This is a genomic window from Actinomadura darangshiensis (assembly GCF_004349235.1).
Taxonomy (GTDB): Bacteria; Actinomycetota; Actinomycetes; order Streptosporangiales; family Streptosporangiaceae; genus Spirillospora; species Spirillospora darangshiensis.
In genome coordinates, this window is sequence record NZ_SMKY01000116.1 from 1 (window position 1) to 24,953 (window position 24,953).

Here is a 24,953-nt window from a genome sequence, read left to right on the forward strand (position 1 = left end):
GCAACGGTCCCTCCAGGTCTCGAAGATCGTCCGAACATACGGATCGTATGACCGTCACGATCTTCGCAATATTTGACGCTGACAAGGCCTGATGCTACAACGATGGACATAGATCCAGAACATATATAGGTCAGGACATGTGCTGACGGTAAGCGATGCGATGCCATTGAGATCCCCGGCCGTCCAGGTGCGGCCCCTGTCCGGCCCCGCGGAGATGCGCGCCGCGGTCGCCCTCTACCGCGAGGTGTTCCGGCTCGGCGACACCGACCCCGCGGTCAGCCCCCGGCTGCTCATCTCCCTCGCGCACAACGGCGGCTCGGTCGTCGGCGCGTTCGACGGCGGTGAGATGGTCGGATTCACCTACGGCTTCGGCGGCGTCGACCCGTCCGGCGCCGTCTACCACTACTCGCAGATGGCGGCCGTCCGCGAAGACCAGCAGGGCCGCGGCGTCGGCCGGGCCCTCAAGCTCGGGCAGCGAGCCCAGGTGCTGGCCACCGGCGTCACCGCGATGCGCTGGTCCTTCGACCCGGTCCGCACCCGCAACGCGCACTTCAACCTCGACGTCCTCGGCGCGGTCGCACGCTGGTTCGAACCGAACCTGCTCGGCGTCGAGGACGTCGGTCGGGACCGCGGCATGCGCACCGACCGGCTCATCGTCGAATGGGATCTGACGACCGCCCCGGCGCCCGCCGACGGGCCGCCGGCGCCGCCGTCCGTCGGCTGGGGCGAGACGGCCCGCGACGGCGCCGCCGTCCTGCTCGGCCTGCCCGGTGACTGGGACGCCCACGTGGCCGCCGACCGGGAAGCCTCGGTCGTGCTGCGCGACCGGGTCGCCGGCGTCATGGGACGCCTGGTCGCGGACGGTTACGCGGCCGTCTCGTGCACGGTCGCCTCGCCCGGCACCGCCGTCTACCGGTTCGTCCCCGATCCGCAGGAGAAGATCTGATGCCCGCCGTCGCCGCCGTCGAGGCGTTCCGGCTGAGCCTGCCGCTCGTCCACACCTTCCAGACCAGCTCGCACCGCAAGTCGCACCTGGAGCACATCGTCGTCCGGGTGACGGACGGCTCGGGCGCGGCCGGCTGGGGGGAGATCGCCTCGCCCAGCGACCCGTACTACTGCCCGGAGACCGTCGACACCTGCTGGATGATGCTGCGGCGGTACCTGGCACCCGCGCTGGCCGGGTCCGAGTGGGACCACCCGTCCGAGGCCGGGCGGGCCTGGGCGAAGATCCGCGGCCACCACTTCGCCAAGGCGGGGCTCGACATCGCCTGCTGGGACCTGTGGGCGCGCGCGTCCGGCACCCCGCTCGCCGCCGCTCTCGGCGGCACCCGGCAGCGCATCGAGGCCGGCGTCAGCCTGGGCATCGAACCGTCCGTCGACGCCCTCCTCGCCGAGGTCGGGCGCCATGTCGCGGACGGCTACCGGCGTGTCAAGCTGAAGATCGCGCCCGGCTGGGACGTGGTGCCGGCCCGCGCCGTCCGGGAGGCGCACCCGGATCTGGCGGTGCAGGTGGACGCCAACGGCGTCTACCCCGAGACGCCCGAGGCGCTCGCCGTCATGCGGGAACTGGACGGGCTCGGCCTGCTGCTCATCGAGCAGCCGTTCGCACCCGGCGCCCTCGCCGCCCACGCCCGCCTGGCCGAGGCCATCGGCACGCCCGTCTGCCTGGACGAGTCCGTGGACGACCTGGACCAGCTCGACACGGCGATCGCCCTCGCCGCGGGCGGCATCCTGAACGTCAAGGTGTCCCGGATGGGCGGGCTGACGGCGGCGCGAGCCGCCCACGACCGGGCCGTGGCGGCCGGGTGGAAGGTGTGGTGCGGCGGCATGCACGAGTTCGGCGTCGGCCGCGCCGCGAACGTCGCGATCGCGTCCCTGCCCGGCTTCGGGCTGCCCAGCGACGTGTCCGGCTCCGACAAGTACTACGCCCACGACATCGTCGCCCAGCCCATCCGCGCGACCGCCGGCATGGTGCCGGTGCCCTCCGCGCCCGGCCTGGGCCACGAGGTAGACGAGTCCTTCGTCCGCGCACGGGCAAGCGACACCTTCCGCACCTGACCGCCCGGGGCGGTCAGGTGAGGCCGGTCGCGGCGTACAGGGCGCGGCCGGTGTCGGAGATGAGTGCGGCGGCATCGTGCTCGTTCTCGATGCCCTCGGTCATGGCGACGACGACGATCGGGGCCCGGTCACCGGGCAGGACGATGCCCGCGTCGTGGCAGACGCCCGCCAGTTCGCCCGTCTTGTGGGCCAGTGTCACGCCTGCCGGCAGGTGGCGCGGCAGGCGGTCGTTGAGCTGCTGGCGGGAGAGCACGTCGAGTGCGCGGGCGGTGGCCCGCTCGCCGAGGAGCTCGCCCCTGACCAGGCCGGTCAGCAGGGCGGCGATGTCGGCCGGGGTCGTCAGGTTCTCCTCGCCGCGTTCGCGGGCCGCCGCGTCCATCATCACGCGGGCCAGCACGGTGCCGTGCAGGCCGTGGCGGGCGCACCAGGCGTTCACCGCGTCCATGCCGACCATGCCGATCAGCAGGTTGGTCGCGGTGTTGTCGCTGACGATGATCATCAAGGTGAGCAGGTCGCGGACGCTGAACTCCGCCGCGTCCGCGAGGTCCTTGACGACCCCGCTGCCGCCGACCCGGGCGTCCGGGGGCGCGGCCAGCCGGTCGTCGAGCGACCGGCCGCCGGCCTCGGCCTCCGCCAGCACCGCCAGCAGGATCGGGAGCTTGATCACCGAGGCGGCGGCGAAGCGGCGGTCCGCGCCGGCCGCCGCCCGCTCCCCGGTGCCGAGGTCGTGCGCGACGACGCCGAGCGTCCCGCCGAGGCGGCCCGCCCGCCGCACCTGCTCGTCCAGTTCATCGCGCATGTCGGGCCTCCGGAGGTGGACGTCAGAGCAGGATCGCGAACAGGACCAGGAAGCCCGCCGTGTTCGCGACCATGATGGCCCAGCCGTTGAACAGCATCATCCGCAGATCGCTGGAGCGGGCCAGGCCCATCTGCCCCATCATGTCGGCGGTCGGGTACGGGCCGAGCTGGTCGATCTGCGCCGTCCCGAGCAGCGACACCGCCCACGCGGCCTGCGGCACGCCCAGCGAGGCGACCAGCGGCCCGAACAGCTTGTTGATCAGGACGACCTGGGCCACCGCCGCGCCGGGCACCGCGTGCACGTACCCGAGCAGCACCACCAGCAGCAGGAACATGTACGGGCCGACGTTCGGCATCACGTCCTTGAGGTGGTCGAAGATCGTTTCGAACGCGCCGGTCTTCTCCACCAGGGTCAGCAGCGGATCCAGCAGCCAGAACAGCATGAACAGCCAGATCAGCCGGGCCGCGCCCGCGTAGACCGCCTCCGCGGTCCCCTTGGCGCCGAGGCCGCCGGCCAGGCCGGTCGCGGCGGCGGTGACCACCATGACGATCAGCGCGTACGAGTAGCCCGCCTTGACCCACACGCCGTAGACCGCGAGCGCGGCCAGGACGACGATGAAGGCGAGCGCGGCGCGCTGCCCGCGCCGGTTCGGCGCGGCCTGCGCGTCGTCCTCGGCCTTGGCCGCGTCCTCCGGTGCGTACTCCTGGTCGGTGTGCTTCTGGATCCAGCGGGCCATGAAGAAGCCGGTCGCCAGGGTGATCGCTCCGACCGGCAGGCCCGCGTGCAGCAGGTAGTCGCCGTAGGACAGCTTCGCGGCGGCGGTGATCGTGACGACCGGAGGGGTGAACGGGCCGAGCATCAGCCCGGCCGCGCCCGCCGCGTGGAACATCGCCGCGACGGCCGGCGGGCGCCAGCCCAGCCGCGCCGCGATCGGGATGACGATCGGCGCGATGATCGCGTTGCCGCCCGCCAGGGTGCCGAGCGCGCCCACGATGACCAGCGACGACACCATGACGCCGAGCTGTACGCGGGTGGGGGTGCTGAGGCCGATCCGCCCCATCACCGTGCGGACCAGCGACTGCGCGGCGCCGGTCTGCTGCGCGACATGGCCGAGGCCGGCGCCGAGCAGGATGATCAGCCCGATCACCGCGACCAGCGAACCCATGGACGTCGCCAGTTGCTCGCCGAGCGGCACGGGGGCGGTCCGCGTCATGATCGCGGCGACGATGACGGCGCCGATGGTGGCCAGCACCACGTCGACGCCGAGCAGCGCCAGCACCGCGTACAGGACGATCGGGACGAGGCCCCAGAAGCCGGCCTTGCCACCGGCGACGGCGAGGACGATGCCGGCGGCGACGCAGACCACGAAGCAGGCCACCGAGATGAGCTGCCTGCGGTCCAGCCGTCCGCCGAGAGTGACGGCGCTGCTCAATCGTGCTCCTGTTCAACGGGGATCCGGAGGGATCCGGTCATTCGCGCTCAGCCGGCGCGGCGCAGCACGCGTCCGGGACGCGCGCCGGTGGCCGTGCCGTCGCGCAGCACGGGGACGCCGCGCACGAGGACGTGACGCACACCCGTGGCGAGCCGCCAGGGGTCTGCGAAGTCGGAGTTGTCGATCACCGTGTCGGGGTCGAACACGGCGATGTCGGCGACGAGACCCGGGCGGATCTCGCCGCGGCCGGCCAGCCCGAGCCGGGCGGCGGGAAGGGAGGTCATCTTCCGGACGGCCTCGGGCAGCGTGAGCAGGCCGTCCTGCCGGACGTAGCGGCCGAGGACCCGTGCGAACGTACCGAAGCTGCGCGGATGCGGGCGGCCGTCCCCGGACGGGGCGAGCGTCCAGCCGTCGCTGGCCACGCTGACCAGCGGATGCGCGAGCACGGCCGACACGTTGGCGGAGGACATCGCGTGGTTGACGATCGCGACGGTGGCGTTGTGCGCGGCGAGCAGTTCGAGCGCCGCCTCCGCCGGGTCCGTCCCGGTCTCGTCGCCGATCTCGGCGAGGCTGCGGCCGGTGAACCGGGAGTACGGGCCGGCCGGCAGTTCGGCGACGACCACGCCGCCGGGGTCGATGTCGCGGCCGAAGCGGGAGCGCAGCCCGGCGGCGATCCGGGTCCGGGTGGAGCGTTCCATCAGGCGGTCGAGCAGCCGCCCCGTCCCGCCGTCCATCGCCCAGCCCGGCAGCCTTGACGTCAGCGTCGTCGACGACGCGGTGTAGGGGTACACGTCGGCGGCGACGTCCACGCCCTCGGCGCGGGCCGCCTCGACCCGGGCCAGGGCCTCGTGGACGGTGCCGTGGTTGGCCGGGCCCATGGCCTTGAGGTGCGAGATCTCCAGCCGCGCCCCGGACCGGCGTGCCGCGCCGACCGCCTCGTCGACCGCGGCGAGCAGCTCGCCGGTCTCGTCGCGCAGGTGCGTGGAGTACATCAGCCCGTGCCGGGCGGCCTCGGCCGCCAGCGCGGTCACCTCCTCGGGCGAGGCGTACGACCCGGGCGCGTAGATCAGCCCGGTGGAGAAGCCGAACGCGCCCTGCTCCGCGGCGGCGGCCAGCTGCGATCGCATCGTCGCCAGCTCGTCGCCGGTGGCGGGACGCGCGTCCGCGCCCATCGCGAGCGTCCGCAGCGCCTGGTGCCCGACCTGCGCCGCCATGTTGATCGCGGGCGGATCCGACTCGACGGCGCGGGCGTAGCCGTCCAGATCCGTCCATGCGAAGTCGACGCCGGAGGCGAGGAACCCGGCGGCGGCGCGCAGGTCGTCGGCGGAGGCCACGGGGAAGGGCGAGAACCCGCAGTTGCCGCCGAGCAGGGTGGTCACGCCCTGGTGGACGGCGGTGTCGGCGGACGGGCGGTGCTGCACGGTGAAGTCGGCGTGCGAGTGCAGGTCGATGAACCCGGGCGCGACCACCAGGCCCGCCGCGTCCAGTTCCGGGCCCTCGTGCGTCTTGCCCGGCGGGACGATGTCGCGGATCATCCCACCGCGGACCACCACGTCGGCCCGCCGCGCCGGCGCTCCGGTGCCGTCCAGCACCCCGCCGCCGGTAATGACGACGTCGCCCGTCTCGCGCATCGCGTCCATCATTCGTCGGAGTAGGTCGCCAGAGCGTGGGCGAGCACCTCGCGCCTGGCCAGCCGCCGCCGCGCCCCCTTCGCGCTCGCCGCGGTGAGCGTGGCGAGCGCGTGCACGACGGCGGAGATCGCGGTCGGGGAGTCGCTGAAGGACGCGCTTCCGGTGCCGACGACCACGGTGGTCTGCGCCGCGGCGGCCAGCGGGCTGCCCGCGTCGTCGGTGATGGCGACGACGTGGCCGCCCGCGGCGGTGAACTCGCGCGCGACGACGATGGTGGGGCGGGCGTAGCGGCGGAACGAGAAGGCGACGAGCACGTCCGTGGGCCGCACGTCGCTGAGCACGTCGATGGCCCGTACCGCGGCCTCGTCGATCAGGCTGACCCCGGCGAGGCTGGCGGACAGCTCCAGGTGCAGCAGGGTCGCGTGCGCGCGGCTCTTGGCGCTGCCGAGGACGAACCGGCGCCGGGCCGCGACGATCCGCGCCGCCGCGTGCTCCAGGCTGCCGTCGGCCTGCAGCGCGGTCATGGTGTGCTCCAGGTTGGCGCGCTCGGCCTCGATGATCGAGTTCAGCAGCACCGACGCCGAGGACTGCCGCCGCAGGCGCGCCCCGTAGCGGGCGTCCGGGCTGCTCAGGCGGCGGTTCTCGGCCGCCGCCTCGTCCTGCCGGTCCGCGACCGGGAACCCGGGGGACTCCTCGCTCACAGACCTCTCCCGTCTATGGATACGTACCCTATGTTGTCGCGCCCCGTTTCTAGCAGCATGACAGAGCACGCGTCAATAAGCCGGTTGGTCTGAGTCGATGCGAACCGCCCCGAGACACTCAAGTCAACGCCGCCCGCGCTGATAAGAAACGTATCTTCCGCAGCGCCGCCGCCACATCCTGTCGTTGACCACCATGCGCCTGCCGGCCACCGGTGCTCGTCAGGCGACGCCGAGGGCGTTGGACCAGAGGTTGGTCAGCGTGTCGGTCATGGCATCGGGGTCGACCGGCTCACCGAATACGAAGACCAGGTAGGCGCAGCGTTCGGCCATGGCGCCGAGGAACGCGGCGGCGGCACGGCCGTCGATCGCCGGATCCACCAGACCCTGGTCCTGCCAGCGGGTGATCGCGCGCATGGTGCGGGTGAGGTAGTACCTCCGGCGCTCGTCCAGGACGGATCGCGATTCCTTGTCGGTGAGGCCCGCCTCTTCGATGGCCGCCCAGAACTCGGCGTTTCGCTGGAACGCCTTCATATAGAGGGTGTTGGTCTGATGGATGCGCTCTCGCGGCGATGCCGCCGGTTCGCGGTGCACGGCAAGTTCGCCGTAGACCTCGTCTTCGACGGTTATGAGCAGGTGCCGGAAGAGGTCGGCTTTCGATTCGAAATTCTTGTAGAAGGCGCCGACCGAAAGGCCGGCTCCGGCGGCGATGTCGGCGATGCGGGCGCGATGGTAACCGCGTTCTTCGAAGACCTTCCGGCCGGACCGAAGAAGTGCGCCTCGGCTGCGGGGCGTCATGCGTCCCCCAGCATGCGCGACCACATGGCGGCGAGGCGGGCGGCGGCCTCGGGGACGTCGAGGGGGCCTTCGGCCGACCATTGGGCGGCGCACTGCTCGGTCATGGCGGTGACGGCCAGTGCGGTGGCGGGGTCGGGCACGACGGCGAGGGCGGCGGCGGTGAACTCGCGGCGGCACTCCATCACCGCGGGACGCAGGTGCGGGATGGACAGGGCCGCCTCTTCCAGTACCCGCCAGAGTGCCGCGTTGGCGCGGAACACCTCGAGATAGCCGATGTTGAGGGCGTCGATCGTGCCCGCCGTGTCCGCGAGGGCGTCGCGCAGGCGGCGCCGGTAGGCGGCCGTCACGTCCAGGAAGACGGCCTCCTTGGAGGCGAAGTAGCTGTAGAACGTGCCGACCGAGACCCCGGCCTCGGCGGTGAAGTCGTTGATGCGGGACTGGGCGTAGCCGCGCCGGCAGAAGACACGTTCGGCGGCCTGGACGAGCGCCGCCCGGGTGCGGCGGCCCTGCTCTGTCAGAGCGTTCGCAGGCGCGTCGTCATGGGCTTGCACAATGACTCCAAAATGGCGTAGAACGGCGGGAGGCGCCGACTGGGACATGTTAGCGCGTTCTCACGATCCCCATTTCTGGTGCACGGCGCCGCGATCGACTTGACCTGCGGCGTTGCGCGGAAGCTTCGCAACGAAGATCACCGAGCGTGGTTTCTTGTAGCTTGCTATGTGCCGGCGGGTGTGCTCTATGAGCTCGTCCGCCGTGCATTCGGCGCCGGCCTCCACGACCGCCCGCACCGAACTTCCCCACTGCGGGTCGGGGATACCGATGACGCAGGCTTCGGCGACGGCGGGATGCCTTCTGAGTGCGATCTCGACTTCGGCGGGGTAGACATTCTCCATGCCCGTTTTGATCACTTCCTGGACGGGTCCGACGAAGTCGAGCGTGCCGTCGGGATGAAAGACGCCGAGGTCGCCGGTGCGGTGCCGGATTCCCACCGGCTCGCCGAGATAGCCCGCCATGATCTGGGGGCCGCGGACGGTGATCTCGCCCGGTTCGCCCGGCGCGGACTCGATGCCGCCGGGCCTGGCGACGCCGACGGCGGCGACGGGCGAAGGACGGCCGAACGCCCCGGTCCCGGACGGGCCCCGGGCCTCGAAGGACACCATCGCGTAGGTCTCGGTCTGGCCGTAGCCCGTCGGGCCGGACGCGCGAAGGCAGGACGTCATCTCGTACCAGGCGCCGTCCGACGGATCGGACGGCTGGGCGGGGACGTCGCGGAGGGACGACAGGTCGTGCCGGCGGTCCGCGTTGGCCTGGATCATCTGGTCGATGGACGGGGTGAACAGGAGGGCGCTCGTGACGCGTTCGCGTTCGATGAGGCGGCACAGTGCGGCCGCGTCGGGATGCGGGGCGAGGACGCTGAGACCGCCGAAGAGGTAGTTGGCCAGCAGCTTCAGATGGACGCCCACATGGAACATCGGACCCGAGGCGAGGTAGCGGGTGGCGCCGGGTTCGATGAGGCGGTAGGCGGCCGTCACCAGGCTCTGCGTCACGATCCCGCGGTGGGTGAGCAGGGCGAGCTTCGGCCGCCCGGAGAAGGCGCCCGTGAAGACGCCGAGGACGGGCCGCTCGTCATCGGGGTCGATGGCCGGTTCGTCGGCCGGAGCCGCCCGGACGGCGGGCGCCTGGGCGTCGGCGTCGATGGCGCCGTCCAGCGGCGTCGTGGACAGGACCAGCGCGGGGGCGGCCGTCTCCAGCGCGCGGGCGGTCTCCTCGGCGGTGTTGCGCACGTTGAGGGGGACGAGCGCGGCGCCGAGCTTCGCGGCGGCGAACAGCAGGTGCAGGGTGCGCACATCGCCGGGGCCGTGCCAGGCGACGCGGTCGCCGAGACCGACGGAACGGGCCGCCAGCCAGTTCGCCCAGCGGTTGGCGGCGCGGTCCATGTCGGCGAACGTGTAGCGGTCGTCGCCGTCCACGATCGCGGTGGTGCCGGGCAGGACCCTGGCTTGCTGGCGCACCATGTCGGCGAGCGTGAAGCTGTGCAGGACGTCGGTCATCGAAGCCTCCTTACGCGCCGCACCGGATGGGGCCGCGGCTGGTGTAGGTGCCCTGCCGGGCGGGCTGCTTAAGGTCGGCCGTGTAGAAGGTGGCGGACGCCGGATAGCCGTGGTCGTGGGGCGTGTACCCCGGCGGGGTCACCGCGCCGGTCTCCGCCGGGTGGGCGCCGAGCGACTCCAGTGCCCTGGTCATCGCGCGGGGCTCGGTCGAGCGGGCTCGTTCCGCCGCGAATTTCACGAGGTGGACGGCGTCGTAGTTGTACAGGTACTGCGACAGGGATCCGCGCCACACGCCCTTGGTCAGCGGCTCGATCACGTTCAGGGCGCGCTGCTGCGCGGCCGTCAGGCGGCCGTCCGCACGGACGGCGCCGGGCCAGGCCATCGCGACCGTGCCGGGCGGGATCAGGTCGAGTCCGCCGAGGACGACCTGCGGCGGCGTCGCGGTCACGTTGCCGCCGCCGACGACGCGGGCGCGCAACCCGACGTCCCGCATGGCGCGGAACGCGGTCTTGAGCGTCGGCCCGTAGGTCTCCAGCACCACGACGTCGGGGCGGGCGGAGGCGATGCGCTGGACCTGGGCGGTCAGGTCGAGCTGGTCGGCGGGGAACCGTTCCGCCCCGACGACCCGTACTCCCGCCGCCGCGAACTGCTTCTTCCAGATGTCGGACTCGGCGTTCTGGAGCTGGCTGTCGAGGTTCAGGATCGCCGCGCTGCGCGGATGCTGCGCGAGCGCCAGGCAGCCGGTGGCCTTGGCCTGCGACGCGATCGGGTATTTCAGATCGAACTGCGTCGGGTACTCGGCCGGGTCGGCGGCGTCCGGGACGCCGCCGGTGAAGACGCCGAGCGCGCCGTTGACCTTGACGGCCTGGAGCAGCGCGAGCGTGGTCGTCCCGGCGGACGCGGCGATGACGGCGTCGTAGTCGCGGCGGGCCAGCGCGTCGTTCAGCTCGTCGGAGGCCCGCTGCGGGTCGGACTGGACGTCGATGTAGTCGACGGTCACGTGCCGTCCGAGGATGCCGCCGGCGCGGTTGACCTCGGTGACGGCCGCGTCCAGTCCGGGCCGGTAGGTCTGCCCGATGATGGCCTGCTTGCCCGAACCGTCGTACGGCGACACGATCCGGAACGTCCGGCCGGCGGACGCCGAGTCCGTGCCGGCGCCGCAGCCCGCGAGCGCGAGCACGAGTGCTCCGGCGATGGCCGCCTTCGTCCACGGGTTCATGCGGTGTCCTCTCCGGCCGGTGCGGTGACCCCGAGGTAGACGGCCCGGACACGCGGATCGTCGGCGAGGTCGTCGCACGTCCCGTCGAACGCGACGCGGCCGTTGTCGATGACGTAGCCCCGATCGCACAGGGCGAGCGCGTCGCCGGTGTCCTGCTCGACGAGCAGCACGGCCGGGCCGTCGCCGTCCTCGCGCAGGCGGCGCAGTCCGCCGAAGACCTCGGCGACCAGCCGGGGCGCCAGCCCGGCGGACGGCTCGTCCAGCAGCAGCAGCCGCGGGCGGCACATCAGTGCCTGCGCGATGACGAGCATCTGCTGCTGGCCCCCCGACAGGGCGCCCGCGGGATCGCCGGGACGCTCGGCCAGGGCGGGGAACAGCTCGTGCACCCAGGCGAGCCGCTCGGCGGCCGCCGTGCGGGGCGTCCGCGGCGGGACGCCGAGCATGAGGTTGTCGGCGACGCTGAGGCGTTTGAACAGGCGGCGGCCCTCCATCGCGTAGGAGATGCCGAGGGACACGAGCCGGTGCGTGGGTACGCGGGCCAGGTCGGCGCCGTCCCAGGTGAGCGTGCCGGCGCGGGGACGCAGCAGGCCCGCGAGGGTGTCCAGGACGGTGGTCTTGCCCGCGCCGTTCGGGCCGAGCAGGCAGACGAACTCGCCGTCCCCGGCCGTGAGGGAGATCTCGTGCAGGACGGCGGTGCGGCCGCGGCTGACGGCGAGCGAGTCCAGGACGAGTGTCATCGGTCCTCCTTCCGGGTGGCGGGTCGGGTGGCGGCGGCGCCCAGGTAGGAGCGGGCGACGGCCGGGTCGGCGCGGACTTCGCCGGGCGTCCCGGTGGCGAGGACCGTTCCCGTGTCTAGGACGACGACGTGGTCGGCGAGGTCCATGACCAGGCGCATGTTGTGCTCGACCAAAACGACCGCGACGCCGGCGGCCCGTACGGCGCGCAGCAGGCCGGCGAGCTCGCCGACCTCGGCGCCGACGAGCCCGGCGGCGGGCTCGTCCAGCAGCAGGACCGAGGGGGACCCGGCGAGCGCGCGGGCGACCTCCAGCAGCCGCTGCCGCCCCGGGCTGAGCGTGTCGGCGTCCTGGCCGGCGAGAGGGCCGAGCCCGGCGAACGCCAGCAGGTCGGCGGCGTCGCGGCGGAACCTCTCGCGGGTGCGGCGCGCGGACGGCAGCCCGAGAACCGCGGCGGCCGCCGGGACGGGCGCGTGGGCGAGCATCCCGGCCATCACGTTCTCCAGCGCGGTGCGGTCCGTCAGGAGCATCGGCGTCTGGAAGGTCCGGGCGAGGCGGTCGCGGACGATGCGGTGCGGGGCGCGGCCTTCGACGGCCGTCCCGCCGAGCGAGACATGTCCCGCGTCGGCGCGGTAGAAGCCGGACACGAGGTTGAGTGTGGTGGTCTTCCCGCAGCCGTTCGCGCCGATCACGGCCGTGATCTGGCCGGGGCGGGCGGTGAACGACACGTCCGACACGGCGCGCAGCCCGCCGAACGCCTTGTTCAGCCCGCGGACTTCGAGGATCGCGCCGTCGCCTCGCGCGAGCCGCGCGACCGCCGCGTCCGCCGACCCGGCGGGCGGTTCGGCGGACCGGGCGGGCCGCAGCACGGCGGACGCGGCGCGGCGCAGCGGGGCGACGAGCCCGCGCGGCAGCAGCAGCGATCCGGCTACGAGCGCCAGGCCGTAGATGAGCAGCGCGTACTTGTCGAACCGGTCCGACAGCTCCGGGACCAGTTGCAGGATCGCCACGCCGACGACCGGGGCCCACACGGCGTCGCTGCCGCCGATGATGGTCGCGCCGATGATCAGGATGGACAGCGACAGCGGGAACGCGTCCGGGCTGATGAAGCCGTCCAGGAAGGGGTAGACGACCCCGCCCGCGCCCGCCAGCACCGCCGCGAACAGGTAGATCGTGAGCCGGACCCGGACCGGCGACATCCCGGCCGAGCGCAGGCACACGTCGCCGCGGCGCAGGCAGGCGAACGCCAGCCCCCACGTGGAGCGGGTCAGGTTGCGCAGCCCGAGCAGCGCCAGGCCCAGAACCGCGAGGACGAGGATGTACAGGGCGGGGGTGGACAGCGGGTGGCCGGCGATCTGCGGCCGGTCGATCCCGGCGAGGCCGAGTTCGCCGCCGGTCGGGCCGGGCGCGAGCCGGACCGTCTGCGGGATCACGGTCGCGATGAACAGGCTGGTCAACGCGAAGTACCAGCCGCCGACGCGCAGGCCTGGCACGCTCGCGACGAGCCCGGTCAGCGCGGCGGCGGCGACGCCCGCGAGCATCGCGAGCCAGGCGTTCCAGTGGTAGGTGGCCGTGAGCACGCCGGTGACGTACGCGCCGGCGGCGAAGATCCCGACCTGGCCGAGGGCGTACTCGCCCGCGTATCCGAGGACGAGGTTCAGCCCGACCGCGACGATCGACATCACCGCGATCACGAACAGCTTGCGGGTCCAGAACCGGTCGCCGGCGATCAGCGGCAGCAGCGCGACGACGGCGAAGACCGCGACGAGCGCGACCTCGCGCACGCCCGCGGACGGCCCGGGGCCGGCGCGCCGCGCGCGGGGCAGCAGCGTCCTGGTGAGGGCGGCCATGTCAGATCACCCGCTCCCGGTAGGTGCCGAACAGGCCGTTCGGCCGGACGCCGAGGATGAGCAGCAGGACCAGCAGCGTGACCACGTCCTTCCAGGCCGACGACAGCATCAGGACCGCCTCGGAGTCGACGACGCCGATGATCAGGCCGCCGGCGAGGGCGCCGCCGGCCGAGCCGAATCCGCCGACCGCGATCGCGACGAACCCCGCGAGCGTCAGCGACGACCCCATGTCGAACGAGGCGCCGGTGACGGGCGCGACCACGAATCCGGCGAAGCCGGACAGGGCCGCCGCGACCGCGAACGACACCGCCCCGACCCGCCGCGTGTTGATCCCGCGCACCCGCGCCGCCTCGGCGTCCTCGGCCGTCGCGCTCCACGTCTTTCCCGCGCGCGTGTAGCGGGTGACGGCGGTCAGCGCGGCGGCGGCGGCGAGCGCGGTCACCAGGATGATCATGTTGGCCGGCTGGACGGTGGCGCCGCCGATCCGCCAGGCCGCCAGGTCGGCGAGCGGCGGCACCGGGTGCTGGTCGCCGCCCCAGGCGAGCTGCGCGATGTTCTCCAGCACGACCGACGCGCCGAGCGTGGTGATCACCCAGGCCATCGAGTTCGTGCCTGCCCGCGCCAGCGGCGCGACCGTGATCCGCTCCTGGACGAACCCGAGCGCGGCGACCGCCGCCGTGACCGCGAGCAGGGCGAGCAGCAGCGGCGTGCCGTGGCTGACCCACAGCGTGAAACCGATCAGCGCGCCGTACGACAGCAGCTGGCCCTGCGCGAGGTTGAAGACGCCGGTCGCGCGGAAGACGAGGTTGTAGCCCATCGCGACCAGCGCGTACACGCCGCCGACACCGAGCCCGGCGACGAGCGCCGAGACGTACGGCTCCCATCCCGCGGGCATCAGCCCGCTCCTTGCGGTGAGACGTCGACGCGGCGCGGCTTGAAGCTCGACCTCGGGAATGTCCCGGACGGAACCGGGTCCACGTCCACCGGCACGCCGAGGTCAGCGCTGAGGATCTCCGCGAAACGCTCGTGGCGGCCCTCGCATTCGAGCCGCACGACGAGCCGCGAGGTCTCCGGACCGCCCGCGCCGAGCAGCCGGAACTCCGGTGCGCCGTGGGCGTCGAGCGCGAGCTGGACGTCCACGGGCAGGACGGCGCGCCCGTCCACCCGAACCTGGTCGGCGGAGCGGCCCAGCACCCGGAACCGCTGCCCGGTCTGCCCGCACGGGCACGGGCCGTCCTCCAGGACCGCGACGTCCTCCAGGTCGTAGCGCAGGAAGAACGCGTCCATCCCGAACGTCGTCACGACCAGGTGACCGCGTTCGCCCGGCGGCAGGCTCCGGCCCGTCCGCGGATCGCAGACCTGGACGACCGCGTGGTCGCCCGGCACGTGCACGCCGGTGTGGTGGTCGCAGTCGGCGCAGCCGAAGCCGGGGATGTCGGACGCGCCCGACATGTTGCGGACGCGGATCCCGAACCGCTCCTCCACGCGCTTGCGCGGCGCCTCGAACTGGTAGACGAGGTCGAAGAGCACGACCGTCGTGCCGGCGAGGATCTCCGCGAGGTCCAGCCCGATCCGCTCGGCGGCCCGCACGTAGGTGTCGAGCTGGGTCCCGGTGACCATCAGGCCGCGCGGGCGGAACTCGTCCCAGATCCGGACGTGCTCGGCGGCGGTCTCCGGCGAGTCGGGCGGGCCGAGCGGCAGTTCGAGCACCCCGGTCTTGGCGTACCAGAACGCGCTCGTTCCGGACGAGACGTACAGCCCGAACGGCCAGCTGTGCGCGAACCGGTCACCGGGCCGCACGCCGCACGCCCACACCGCGCGGGCCTGGAGCTCGATCGCGGTCTGCAGGTCGCGGCGCCCCATCAGCACGTACACCGGCCGCCCGCCGGTCGTCCCGGTCGAGCGCCCGACCCGCACCGCCTCGTCGAGGCCGATCGCGCGGTGCGCGCCCAGCGGCGGGTTCGCGGCCTCGTCGGCGCGAAGGTCCGCCTTGGTCGTCACGGGCACGTCGTCGAGGCCGGGCACCTCGCCCGGTCCGAACCCCGCCGCGGCGTAGCGGTCGCGGTAGAACGGGATCGGGTGCTCCCACACCCGTGCCCACTCGCCCGCGATGCCGTCCGTACGGAGCCCGGCCAGGGTCTCCTCGCTCGCGGTCTGCGCGTCGGGGTTCCAGAACGCGCGACCAGGGGCGCCGCGGTCGAACAGCCTTCCTGGGTCGTTCAGCACGGTTCCTGCCTCCTTCTCAACGGGGGGTGGCGAGCAGCAGCGCGCTCGCGGGAAGGCCGGGCGGCGACGAGCACAGCACATGCTCGACGGCGCCGACCTGGTTGGCGGCGGTGCCGCGGATCTGGCGGACGGCCTCGGCGAGCCCGTTCATCCCGTGGATGTAGGCCTCGCCGAGCAACCCGCCGTGCGGGTTCACCGCGACGCGGTCGCCGACGCCGATCCCGGTGTCCGCCACATACGCGGCCGCCTCACCGCGCCCGCAGAACCCGTAGGACTCCAGTTGCGCGAGGACGGCGGGGGAGAAGTGGTCATAGAGGATCGCCGCCTGGACGTCGTCCGGCCCCAGGCCCGACAGGCCCCAGATGCGGCGCGCGGCGGCGTCCAGCGCGGCGGTGTCGGTCACCGAGGCGCGGTAGTAGTCGGCCATGACGTGCTGCGCGGGTCCGGTCGCCTGCGCCGCCGCGGCGACGACCGCGGGCCGGTGCCGCAGGTCGCGGGCCCGGTCGAGAGAGGTCACGACGAGCGCTACACCGCCGTCGCTCTCCATGCAGCAGTCGAGCAGCCGCAGCGGCTCGGTGATCCACCGTGACGCCTGATGGTCGTCCAGGGTGATGGGCCGCCCGTGGAAGCGGGCGGCGGGGTTGGCCGCCGCGTGCGTGCGGGCGGCGACGCTGACCCGGCCGAAGTCCGCACTGGTCGCGCCGGTCTCGTGCATGTAACGGCGCGCCCACAGTCCGATCCAGCCGGCCGCGTTCAGCAGGCCGAACGGCAGCGACCACGCGTACTGCGCCTCGTCCGCGCTGTCGTGCTGGATCTGCTTGTCGCCGAAGCCGAGCCCGTAGCGCTGCCCGGAGCGCTCGTTGAACGCCCGGTAGCAGACCACGACGTCCGCCGCGCCGGTCCGCACGGCCATCGCCGCGTGCGCGACCGTCGCGCAGTAGTCCCCGCCGCCGTAATGGAGGCGGTCGGTGAAGGACAGCTCCCGGATGCCGAGGCTGCGCGCGACGGCGACCTCCGGGCTGCTGTCGTGCGCGAACGTCACCATGCCGTCCACGTCGCCCGGCCGCAGGCCCGCGTCGTCGAGCGCCGCCCGGACGGCCTCGACCGCCAGGCGCAGCTCGCTGCGTCCCGAACGGGCCGAGAACTCGGTCGCCCCGATGCCGGCGACCGCCACGTCCCGTCCACCGGGCGGCCTCCCCGGCGCGCGGGCCTCGACAGCGGCCCGGAGCGGTGCCGGCGGCCGCGCGGATCCCTCCCCGCTCCGGTCGCACGGGACGAACACCGGCAGGGCGAGGCCGTCGAAGTCGCGGATCTCGGCGCGCACCCGCGCCCCGATCACGGCTTCTTCCACCGGCTCGACGTTCGCGACCAGGCGGACTCCTTCGTCCAGGTCGACGAGTGCCACCGCGTACGGGGCCGGGAATGCCTCGAAGCGCGGCTCGTGCACGACCACCTGGCTGTGGATCGTTCCATGGCCGGCCGAGACGAGCCAGTCCCAGTCCAGCGATCCGCATTCCGCGCAGCCCGGGTCCGGCGGGTGCCGCAGCGTGGAACAGCCCGCGCACCGCTGGACCCGCAGCTCGCCCGCCGCCAGGCCGTCCCACCAGAACCGCGTGTCGGGCGTGGTGGACGGGCGTGGGCGGACGCGCAGCGCGGCCGTGCTGTCGTCCATGCTCAGCCCCGGGACGCGTGGGAGATCGCGGCGCCGAGCACCTCGATGCCGCGCCGCAACTCGTGCTCGGGCGCATGGCTGAACGCGAGCCGCAGGTAGCGGCCGCCGTCCGCCGACTCGGTGAACCGCTCGCCCGGACGGCAGAACACGCCGCCGAGTGCGGCCTCGTGCTGCGCGCTCTCCCAGTCCACGCCGTCGCGCATCCGCAGCCACAGGTAGAAGCCGCCCTGCGGGACGTCGAAGTCGACCCACCTGCCGCAATGCTCCCGGACGGCCTCGACGGCGATGTCGCGCTTGCGCCGGTACACCGCGTTGGCCCTTTCGATGTGCGCGTCCATCCGGCCCTCGGCGAGGTAGGCGGCCATCAGGCGGCACATCCACTGGCTGACACCGAGGTCCTGCCGGACCGCGGCGAGCGCCTCGATCATGTCGGGCCGTCCCGCCATCCAGCCGAGCCGCAGCGCGGGCGCCATGATCTTGGAGAACGCGTGCGACTGCAGCACCCGCCCGCCGGTGTCCAGGCTGAGCAGCGACGGCACGGGCTCCCCCTCGTAGCGCAGGTCGGAGTAGATCCCGTCCTCCAGCACGACCAGGTCCCACTCCTCGGCGACCTCCAGCAGCCGGCGGCGCCGGTCCTCGGGCAGCACCGCGCCGGTCGGGAGCTGGAACGTCGGGATGACGTACAGCAGTTTCGGCCGCACCCCGTCGCGCCGGAACTCCTCCAGCCGCCGCACCAGCGACTCGACGACCAGGCCCTGCCCGTCGATCTCCACGGTGCGCAGGTCGGCGCCGCGCATCTGCATGAACCGCGCCGCGTACGGGAACGACGCCGACTCGATCAGCACGCCCTCACCCGGGTCGACGAACGCCGCCGACGCCAGCGCGATGGCCTGCACCGACCCGTTCGTGAGAATGAGGCCATCGGCGGACAGCCGGTCCGTCCCCTGGCGGGCACCGAGCCAGCGCGCGATCTCCTCGCGCAGGCCCGCGTGCCCGAGCACGAGTTCGATGTAGCTGGCGAGGTACACGATGTCGCCGGTCGCGTCGTCGTGGCCGAACGAGATGTACTCCAGCGCGCGCCCGCGGTCCCGGTCCAGGACGCGTCCGGCCAACTCCTTCAGCTCCTCGATCGGGAACGTCTCCTGCGCCGCGATCCCCTGGTCGAAGTTGAACGTGACGCGCGCGGGCGGGTCCGGGAAGAACAGCGGCGGTCCGTCGAGGGCGAGTCGCGAGTAGAGCGAGCGCGCGTCCATCTCTGACCTCCTGGGAGTGAATGAATCTTCAGGCCAAGGTAGGGAGTCGTACACGAGACCGTCAACCCCCGTCCCATGCGAGATCCGCCGTCTTGCTGGAGATATTCCCAGTTAGCTAAGCCACTGCCTGGTCGCTCGATCCGACCGAGCCGCCCGACCTTCCGATCGACAACCCATCCAGGTTCAGCAGAGAGGTGAGCAAGTATTCAGGTCACATGGCCAGCCGCGACCACCGCCGCCGACCAGAAGCGCCCGCAGTTCAGTCGCTCCGTGTGTCAGGGGTGTCGTTGTCGTCCGGCTGCCCCAAGGTGACGGTGCGTGCTCCTGGAGAGAAGCAGGTGAAGGACTGCTCCCAGTGCTCGTCGGGCCAGTGGTACGTCACGCGGCCACTGACGGGGCGGTAGTGGGCCGTGTACACCGTGCCCAGCCACTCGTCGTACCTGTACTGGTACAGCGGTGGTCGCAGCATCGCCGCCACGTCAACTCCCGCCGCCTGCACGGCCGCCAGGCGCTTCCGGGTCCGGGTGGATCGCTCCTGCTCGTCTGGCACCGGCAGGTGCTGGTGGTTGGTGGCGCAGTTGTCGGGCACTGCGGTCAGCGGGATGTCGGGTCCCACGTAGACCGTCACGGTCTTGTTCGGGTCGACGAGGGTGACGTTCTGCGGGATTGCGATGGGTATGGCGCGCAGTCCGCCGACCGCTTCGTCGACGGTCTGGCAGGTTTCCAGCAGATAGCGCAGCACGAGAGGGATGGCGAATCCCGGCCCGTGGACGAACCGCCCACCGAAGGTGAGTGAGACCGCGAGACCGGCGTCGTTCATGCCGTCCAGCAGGCCCCATCCCGCTTCTTGCATGCCGATTACGGGTCGCAGGAAGTGGGAGGAGACGATGATGGCTTCGCAATAATCGGGGGCGAAGTCGTAGTTCCTGAGCAGCGTGCCCTTGCCGCCGATCTGGGTGCAGCCGGAGAAGAACGGCCGCACCGCCGCCAGCGTGAGAAGCGTCCCCGCTCGGGGAAGGGTCAGTTGGCCGGCGAGCCGGTCGAGTACCGGGACCAGCTCGGGCATGTGGGTCTCGAACAGGCTCCGGGCCCGGGCCGCGCCCTGCTGGGTGCGGTCTTCCTCGGTCAGCTGGCCCTCCGCGCCCACCACTGCCGGCCTACCGTGCGCGGCCCATCGCCCATCGCCGCCATCGCCGATCTCAATCGCGTGGAACGTCTTGACGTATTGGCTCATGGCAGAAGACCCAACTGTTTTCCGGGCCCTCATTTCAATGCGCGCAAGCGCTCCAACCGATCAGGACGCATGCCAGGGGCGTGAAGGCTTCGTGGAAGTCGTCGCGGTTCTCCCATGGTTCCTGGGGTGGTCTGTAGTTCTAGTGCTGGTCACGGCGATGCCGTGACCGGGGAGGCCAGCGAGAGGGGTGGACGACTAGTTCAGCGGGGTCCGTCTTGGTTCGGGGTCGTCCCGGGAGGTTCAGGGCAGGTGGCTCCTCATTTGGCTCTCCTCGGTGCATGTAGCCAATCACGGGGCACTCAGCGCTTGGTCTCGTACCTGGTCAGGACCACGCCGTCGGGGAATGTCCGGGTCTCCACCAGGGTCAGGTTCACCCAGTTGTCCAGCGCCGTGAAGAACGGCGTGCCGCTGCCCACCAAGACCGGTGCGGTGGCCAGCACGTACTCGTCGATCAGCCCGGCCCGCATCGCCGCTGCGGCGAGTGTGGCGCCGCCGATGTCGATGGGGCCGCCGTCCTCGGCCTTGAGCCGGGTGATCTCGGTGACCGCGTCACCGGTGACCAGGCGGGTGTTCCAGTCGACCGTGCTGATCGTGGAGGAGAACACCACCTTCGGCATGTCCTTCCAGCGGCGGGCGAACTCGATCTCCGCCGGTGTGGCGCCGGGCTGCTGGTCGGCCGTCGGCCAGTGGGAACTCATCGTCTCCCACAGTTTGCGCCCGTACAGCGCCAGGCCCGTCGCCCCCACCCGGTCGGACCACCACTGGAACAGCTCGTCGCTCGGCACGCTCCAGCCGAGGTCGTCGCCGGGTGCGGCGATGTAGCCGTCCAGGCTCAGGTTCATGCCGAAGGTCAGTTTCCGCATGGTGTCAGCCTCCTGTGTATCGGTACTCGACGTACAGACCAGCACGGCGCGGAAAAATCATCGGTCAGGCACACCGAGGGTTGGTTCACCACCACGCCAAGCGGATGCTGCGTACGGAACGGAACCCTTAAGGCACGGGTCTTGGGCACCTTGACCGAGCAGAGTCCGAAGGTAAACGGTTCCGGACTTGCGTGGGGCGGGGCTACGTAGCCTGGACCGGCGGACGGGCAGCACCTGCCTGGCCCGCATCACCTCCGTCGGGAGGCCCCGCGCGGGGTCCCCGCGCAAGGCGGGAACCGGCCAGCGGCACCCGGCGTGACCGGCTCGGCTCCGTGACTGCCCGGCCGCCTCCTACCAGCCTGCTCCCGGAATGATAGGTGGCATACAGATCGACACACCATGGCCAGACAGGCCAAGTGCTCAGGGGCATCTGACTGCGATCAGGCGTTCTCCATAGGGCTACGGTTCGGCCGATCGACCGTTTCGACCGAGGCTTTCACATGCGCAAGCGAAGGCGCTGGAACCATGCCCGGATCTCTGCGCCGGCATCGTCGACCTCTTCGCCGCGGACCGCGAGACCTTCGGCGATGCCGGCGCCGGGGCATGAGGCGGCGTAGTCGCGTGCGGTGGTACCCAGCCCGCTCATGACCTGGGTGGTGAACGGGACGACGGTCTTGCCGCGCAAGTCGAGGCGTTCGGTGAAGGTCGTCATGATCATGGGTGCGCGGACGTTCCAGATGGGGCTGCCGAGCAGCACCGTGTCATAGTGATCGACATTCGGGAGGGGCCCGGCGATGGCCGGGCGGGCGTCGGTGTCCTGCTCGCGGACGTTGCGTTGGACGGTCTGGTCGTAGTCGTCGGGGTAGGGGTCGGCGGGCAGGATGCGGTGCACGTCGCAGTCGATGTATCGGCTGATCATTTGAGCGAGGCGTTCGGTGTTGCCGACCTGGAGGTGGGTGCGGCCGCCGTAGTGGTAGTTCTCGCCCGCTCGGGAGAAGTAGGCCACCAGGACCGCCCCGCTCGCGGGCGGGGCGGTACTGCTGCGACGTTGCCCGGCCGGGCGGGGCGAGGATGAGGAACAGCCGCTGGCGGTCATGCCGGTGATCACGGCTCCTGTGATCAGGAGGGCGCCGCGCAGGAGCGAGCGCCGCCCCAGCACGGGCCCCGCTGGTGGTGTGCGTACAGGTCTCATTGATCGTGTTCCCGTCGAGGGGACGTCCACCAGGAGGCGGGCGCGGCGCGTCAGTCGATGCGCCGGCTGCCGAGCTGGCTGACCATGGCGGGGTCGCGGTGGTCGAAGTACAGGGAGGCGCCGGTGTCCAGGGCCGCGATCTGGTCCATCTGGTCGCCGGTGAGTTCGAAGTCGAAGACGGCCAGGTTGGCGGACATGCGGTCGGGGTAGAAGTTGGAGATCCCGATCGCCTTGGCACGGCCCTGGCGGTACAGGTCCTGCATCGCGCGCCATTGCGCGTAGGCGTCGCCGAACGGCTGGTGCATCAGGTACAGGTCGAGGTAGTCCAGGCCGAGCCTGGTCAGGGACGTCTCGGAGGCCCGCTTGGTGTTGTCCTCGGCGGGAACATCCTGGACCCACGGCTTGGTGGTGATGAACAGTTCCTCGCGGGGGATGCCGCTGTTCTTCAGGGCGCGGCCGACGGCCTCTTCGTTCCGGTAGGCCGCGGCGGTGTCGAACTTGCGGTATCCGGCGGCCAGCGCATCGGTCACGGCCTGCTCGGTCTGCTCCGGTGGAATCTGGAAGACACCGAATCCCAGGACCGGCATCTGAACGCCGTTGTTCAAGGTGATGGTCTGCATGGTCCGTCCTTCCAAGGATGTGATGGAACGGGCCTGTTGACGTGGGGTGGCCGCCGCCCGGTCAGGGGCGGATGAGGACCTTGAGGGCGCGCCGGTCGGCCATGGCGCGATAGGCGTCGGGGACCTGGTCGAGGCCCACGGTGCGGTCGAAGACGCGGCCCGGGTCGATGGTGCCGTTCAGGACGTCGGGCATGAGCTCTTCGATATAGGCGCGGGTGGGGGAGGCGCCGCCGGTCAGCGTGATGTTCCGCATGATCATCTCGAAGCCCATCGGGCCGTCGGTGAACTGCGGGACGCCCAGGCGGCTGATGGTGCCGCCGTCGATGACGGCGCCGAAGGCGGTGTCGAGCGTCTGGCGGGTGCCGACGGCCTCGATGACGCGGTCGGCGCCGTCGCCGCCGGTCAACTCCCGGGCCCTGGCCACGCCCTCCTCGCCGCGTTCGGCGACGACGTCGGTAGCGCCGAAGTCGCGGCCCAGGTCGGTGCGATCGGTGTGGCGGCCCATGAGGATGATCTGCTCGGCGCCCAGCCGCTTGGCGGCGATCACCGCCGACAGGCCGACCGCACCGTCCCCGATGACCAGAACGCTGTCACCGGGCTCGACGCCGGCGGTGACGGCGCCGTGGTGGCCAGTGCCCAGCACGTCCGACAGGGTCAGCAGCGACGGCAGCAGCGGGGAATCCTCGCCCACGGGGAGCTTGACCAGCGTCCCGTCGGCATGGGGGACGCGGACGGCCTCGCCCTGCCCGCCGTCGACGCCGTCCAGGCCGTAGCGGCCGCCGTGGCGGCACGACGACTGCAATCCCCGGCGGCAGAAATCGCAGGTGTTGTCGCAGTAGGCGAACGGGGTGACGACCAGATCACCGGCCTTCAGCCTGGTCACACCCGAGCCGGTCTCCTCGATGACGCCGAGGAACTCATGCCCCATCGGACGGCCCGTGTCGGTGGCGGGCATCGACTTGAAGGGCCATAGATCACTACCGCACACGCAGGACAGCACCACCCGCACAATCGCGTCGGTGGGCTGCCGAATCTTGGGATCGGGCCGGTCCTGGACCCGGACGTCTCCTGCGCCGTACATCACTGCTGCGCGCATCACGTGCTCCTCTTGCTCGGGATGGTTGTCTCGGAGTGGCGCGGTCAGCGCTCCAGCATCCGAAGGGCGGCTTTGGTGTGGGTGTCGCCGGCCGCCGGGGGCAGGCTGCTGAGCTCGGCGAGTTGCTCGGCGGTCAACTCCAAGCCGTCAGCGGCGGTGTTCTCCTCCACCCGGTGGACGCGTTTGGTGCCGGGGATCGGCGCGATGTCGTCGCCCTGGGCCAGCAGCCACGCGATGGCCACCTGGGCGGGGGTGGCGCCTGCTTGGGCGGCGACGGCCTCGACCTCGTCGGCGATGCGCAGGTTCCGCCGGAAGTTCGCACCGGTGAAACGCGGGTTCCCGTGCCTGAAGTCGTCCTCGGCGAACCCGTCGGTGGAGCGGATCTTCCCGGTCAGGAACCCGCGGCCCAGCGGGGAGAACGGCACCAGCCCGATGCCCAGCTCCCGCAGCACCGGCAGCACCCGCTCCTCCAGGCCCCGCGTCCACAGCGAGTACTCCGACTGGACGGCGGTGACCGGGTGGACGGCATTGGCGCGGCGGATGGTGTCCGGACCGGCCTCCGACAACCCGATCGCCCCGATCTTGCCCTGCTCCACCAGGTCGGCCAGCGCGCTGACGGTGTCCTCGATCGGCGTGTTCGGGTCCACCCGGTGCTGGTAGTACAGATCGATGTGATCAGTGCCCAGCCGCTTCAGCGAGCCCTCCACCGCGGTGCGGACATTGGCCGGGCTGCTGTCCAGGTTCCACGGCCCCGGCCCGTCGTGCGAGACCAGACCGAACTTGGTGGCCAGCACCACCTGCTCTCGGCGCCCCTTCAACGCCCGGCCCAGCAACTCCTCGTTCTCATAGGGGCCGTAGATCTCTGCGGTGTCGATGAAGGTGACGCCGAGCTCCAGAGCCCGATGCAGGCTGCGGATCGACTCGGACTCATCGGCGCCGGCACCGGTGTAGCCGTGCGACATACCCATCGCGCCCAGCCCGATCCGGGAAACCTCCAGGTCACGCAACTTGATGTACTTCATCGCTTGCCTCCTCAGCAGAGCTGCCGGTTCGGGACGGTCATCGCCGGTATCACGTTCAGTAATCGACAGGCGTCCCCGCCGCTGCGGTGCCGACGGTGATCCATCCCCTGCGACCCCAGCCTTGCGCGGCCGCGACCGCGGTGACAGGGCGAACCGTTCAGGGGTAGTGACAGGGCCCCTCACCCGGCCGTCGCACAGGTCAGCGCGGTGGAACACTGAAGGCATGGCACCTGAGCGCCCCGGCGACAGCACCGGCCCGGAGCTGGGCCGGTTCCTGCGCGCCCGCCGCACCCAGACCAGCCCCGACCAAGTCGGCCTCACCCCCGGAGCCGGCCTGCGCCGCACCCCGGGACTGCGCCGCGAAGAACTCGCCACCCTCGCCGGAATCAGCATCGACTACTACGTTCGGCTGGAACGCGGTAAGGAGACCCGCCCCAGCCCATCGGTCTTGGACGCCCTCGCCCGCGCGCTGCGCATGGACGACCGCGAGCACCAGCACCTACGT

General features: G+C 71.9%; 23 protein-coding genes. 3 read left to right on the forward strand and 20 right to left on the reverse strand.

The window, feature by feature from the left end; genetic code table 11:
• The first annotated feature begins 160 nt into the window (after positions 1 to 160).
• Together E1293_RS23830 and menC are read left to right on the forward strand one after the other, a co-directional pair.
• A complete protein-coding gene (locus tag E1293_RS23830) occupies positions 161 to 946 on the forward strand; it encodes a hypothetical protein (protein ID WP_132199675.1) in 786 nt (261 codons plus the stop codon).
• Positions 946 to 2,058: an o-succinylbenzoate synthase gene (gene menC, locus E1293_RS23835; RefSeq protein ID WP_132199676.1), complete on the forward strand. Its 1,113-nt coding sequence runs from the start codon at positions 946 to 948 to the stop codon at positions 2,056 to 2,058. Before E1293_RS23830 ends, menC begins: the two co-directional genes overlap by 1 nt.
• A gap of 13 nt (positions 2,059 to 2,071) precedes the next feature.
• Here menC and E1293_RS23840 read toward each other — a convergent pair whose 3' ends face one another.
• The 20 genes from E1293_RS23840 to E1293_RS23935 all read right to left on the reverse strand — a co-directional run bounded on the left by E1293_RS23840 (position 2,072) and on the right by E1293_RS23935 (position 24,448).
• Positions 2,072 to 2,857, reverse strand: coding sequence for a serine hydrolase (locus E1293_RS23840; protein ID WP_132199677.1), 786 nt, complete (start codon positions 2,855 to 2,857; stop codon positions 2,072 to 2,074).
• A 22-nt stretch (positions 2,858 to 2,879) separates the two neighbouring features.
• On the reverse strand, positions 2,880 to 4,289 hold the full coding sequence (locus E1293_RS23845; protein ID WP_132199678.1) for an SLC13 family permease: 1,410 nt from the start codon (positions 4,287 to 4,289) through the stop codon (positions 2,880 to 2,882).
• A gap of 47 nt (positions 4,290 to 4,336) precedes the next feature.
• Positions 4,337 to 5,920 (reverse strand): N-acyl-D-amino-acid deacylase family protein, encoded by a 1,584-nt coding sequence (locus tag E1293_RS23850; RefSeq protein WP_207939044.1) that lies wholly within the window; start codon positions 5,918 to 5,920, stop codon positions 4,337 to 4,339.
• Positions 5,921 to 5,928: 8 nt separating this feature from the next.
• Positions 5,929 to 6,621, reverse strand: a complete 693-nt coding sequence (locus E1293_RS23855) for a MurR/RpiR family transcriptional regulator (RefSeq protein WP_165978370.1) — start codon at positions 6,619 to 6,621, stop codon at positions 5,929 to 5,931.
• Positions 6,622 to 6,840: 219 nt separating this feature from the next.
• On the reverse strand, positions 6,841 to 7,416 hold the full coding sequence (locus tag E1293_RS23860; RefSeq protein ID WP_165978371.1) for a TetR/AcrR family transcriptional regulator: 576 nt from the start codon (positions 7,414 to 7,416) through the stop codon (positions 6,841 to 6,843).
• Positions 7,413 to 7,967 carry a TetR/AcrR family transcriptional regulator gene (locus tag E1293_RS23865; protein ID WP_165978372.1) on the reverse strand — a complete coding sequence of 185 codons (555 nt, stop codon included), beginning with the start codon at positions 7,965 to 7,967 and terminating at the stop codon, positions 7,413 to 7,415. The genes E1293_RS23860 and E1293_RS23865 overlap by 4 nt, the downstream gene beginning before the upstream one ends.
• A gap of 60 nt (positions 7,968 to 8,027) precedes the next feature.
• A complete protein-coding gene (locus tag E1293_RS23870) occupies positions 8,028 to 9,467 on the reverse strand; it encodes an AMP-binding protein (protein WP_132199682.1) in 1,440 nt (479 codons plus the stop codon).
• A 10-nt stretch (positions 9,468 to 9,477) separates the two neighbouring features.
• Positions 9,478 to 10,686 carry an ABC transporter substrate-binding protein gene (locus tag E1293_RS23875; RefSeq protein WP_132199683.1) on the reverse strand — a complete coding sequence of 403 codons (1,209 nt, stop codon included), beginning with the start codon at positions 10,684 to 10,686 and terminating at the stop codon, positions 9,478 to 9,480.
• Complete coding sequence (locus E1293_RS23880; RefSeq protein WP_132199684.1) at positions 10,683 to 11,423, reverse strand: ABC transporter ATP-binding protein; 741 nt, start codon at positions 11,421 to 11,423, stop codon at positions 10,683 to 10,685. The genes E1293_RS23875 and E1293_RS23880 overlap by 4 nt, the downstream gene beginning before the upstream one ends.
• The gene (locus E1293_RS23885) at positions 11,420 to 13,270 is read right to left on the reverse strand and encodes a branched-chain amino acid ABC transporter ATP-binding protein/permease (RefSeq protein WP_132199685.1); all 1,851 of its coding nucleotides are present in this window, start codon (positions 13,268 to 13,270) and stop codon (positions 11,420 to 11,422) included. Before E1293_RS23885 ends, E1293_RS23880 begins: the two co-directional genes overlap by 4 nt.
• Before the next feature lies 1 nt (position 13,271).
• A complete protein-coding gene (locus E1293_RS23890; RefSeq protein WP_132199686.1) occupies positions 13,272 to 14,165 on the reverse strand; it encodes a branched-chain amino acid ABC transporter permease in 894 nt (297 codons plus the stop codon).
• Complete coding sequence (locus E1293_RS23895; protein WP_132199687.1) at positions 14,165 to 15,496, reverse strand: phenylacetate--CoA ligase family protein; 1,332 nt, start codon at positions 15,494 to 15,496, stop codon at positions 14,165 to 14,167. The genes E1293_RS23890 and E1293_RS23895 overlap by 1 nt, the downstream gene beginning before the upstream one ends.
• A 16-nt stretch (positions 15,497 to 15,512) precedes the next feature.
• On the reverse strand, positions 15,513 to 17,168 hold the full coding sequence (locus E1293_RS23900) for a thiolase C-terminal domain-containing protein (RefSeq protein WP_132199688.1): 1,656 nt from the start codon (positions 17,166 to 17,168) through the stop codon (positions 15,513 to 15,515).
• Positions 17,169 to 17,170: 2 nt separating this feature from the next.
• On the reverse strand, positions 17,171 to 18,421 hold the full coding sequence (locus tag E1293_RS23905; protein WP_132199689.1) for an aminotransferase-like domain-containing protein: 1,251 nt from the start codon (positions 18,419 to 18,421) through the stop codon (positions 17,171 to 17,173).
• Between the two features lie 259 nt (positions 18,422 to 18,680).
• Positions 18,681 to 19,655, reverse strand: coding sequence for a C45 family autoproteolytic acyltransferase/hydrolase (locus E1293_RS23910; protein WP_132199690.1), 975 nt, complete (start codon positions 19,653 to 19,655; stop codon positions 18,681 to 18,683).
• Between the two features lie 299 nt (positions 19,656 to 19,954).
• Positions 19,955 to 20,518 carry a dihydrofolate reductase family protein gene (locus tag E1293_RS23915; RefSeq protein WP_132199691.1) on the reverse strand — a complete coding sequence of 188 codons (564 nt, stop codon included), beginning with the start codon at positions 20,516 to 20,518 and terminating at the stop codon, positions 19,955 to 19,957.
• 496 nt (positions 20,519 to 21,014) lie between these two features.
• A complete protein-coding gene (locus E1293_RS23920; protein WP_207939045.1) occupies positions 21,015 to 21,524 on the reverse strand; it encodes a flavodoxin in 510 nt (169 codons plus the stop codon).
• A 236-nt stretch (positions 21,525 to 21,760) separates the two neighbouring features.
• Positions 21,761 to 22,330, reverse strand: a complete 570-nt coding sequence (locus tag E1293_RS23925; protein WP_132199692.1) for an aldo/keto reductase — start codon at positions 22,328 to 22,330, stop codon at positions 21,761 to 21,763.
• A gap of 61 nt (positions 22,331 to 22,391) precedes the next feature.
• Positions 22,392 to 23,426, reverse strand: coding sequence for an alcohol dehydrogenase catalytic domain-containing protein (locus tag E1293_RS23930; protein WP_207939046.1), 1,035 nt, complete (start codon positions 23,424 to 23,426; stop codon positions 22,392 to 22,394).
• 44 nt (positions 23,427 to 23,470) lie between these two features.
• Complete coding sequence (locus E1293_RS23935) at positions 23,471 to 24,448, reverse strand: aldo/keto reductase (RefSeq protein WP_132199693.1); 978 nt, start codon at positions 24,446 to 24,448, stop codon at positions 23,471 to 23,473.
• A gap of 223 nt (positions 24,449 to 24,671) precedes the next feature.
• Here E1293_RS23935 and E1293_RS23940 point away from each other — a divergent pair.
• Positions 24,672 to 24,953 (forward strand): helix-turn-helix domain-containing protein (locus tag E1293_RS23940; RefSeq protein ID WP_132199694.1); only part of this gene is annotated, 282 nt, incomplete at its 3' end.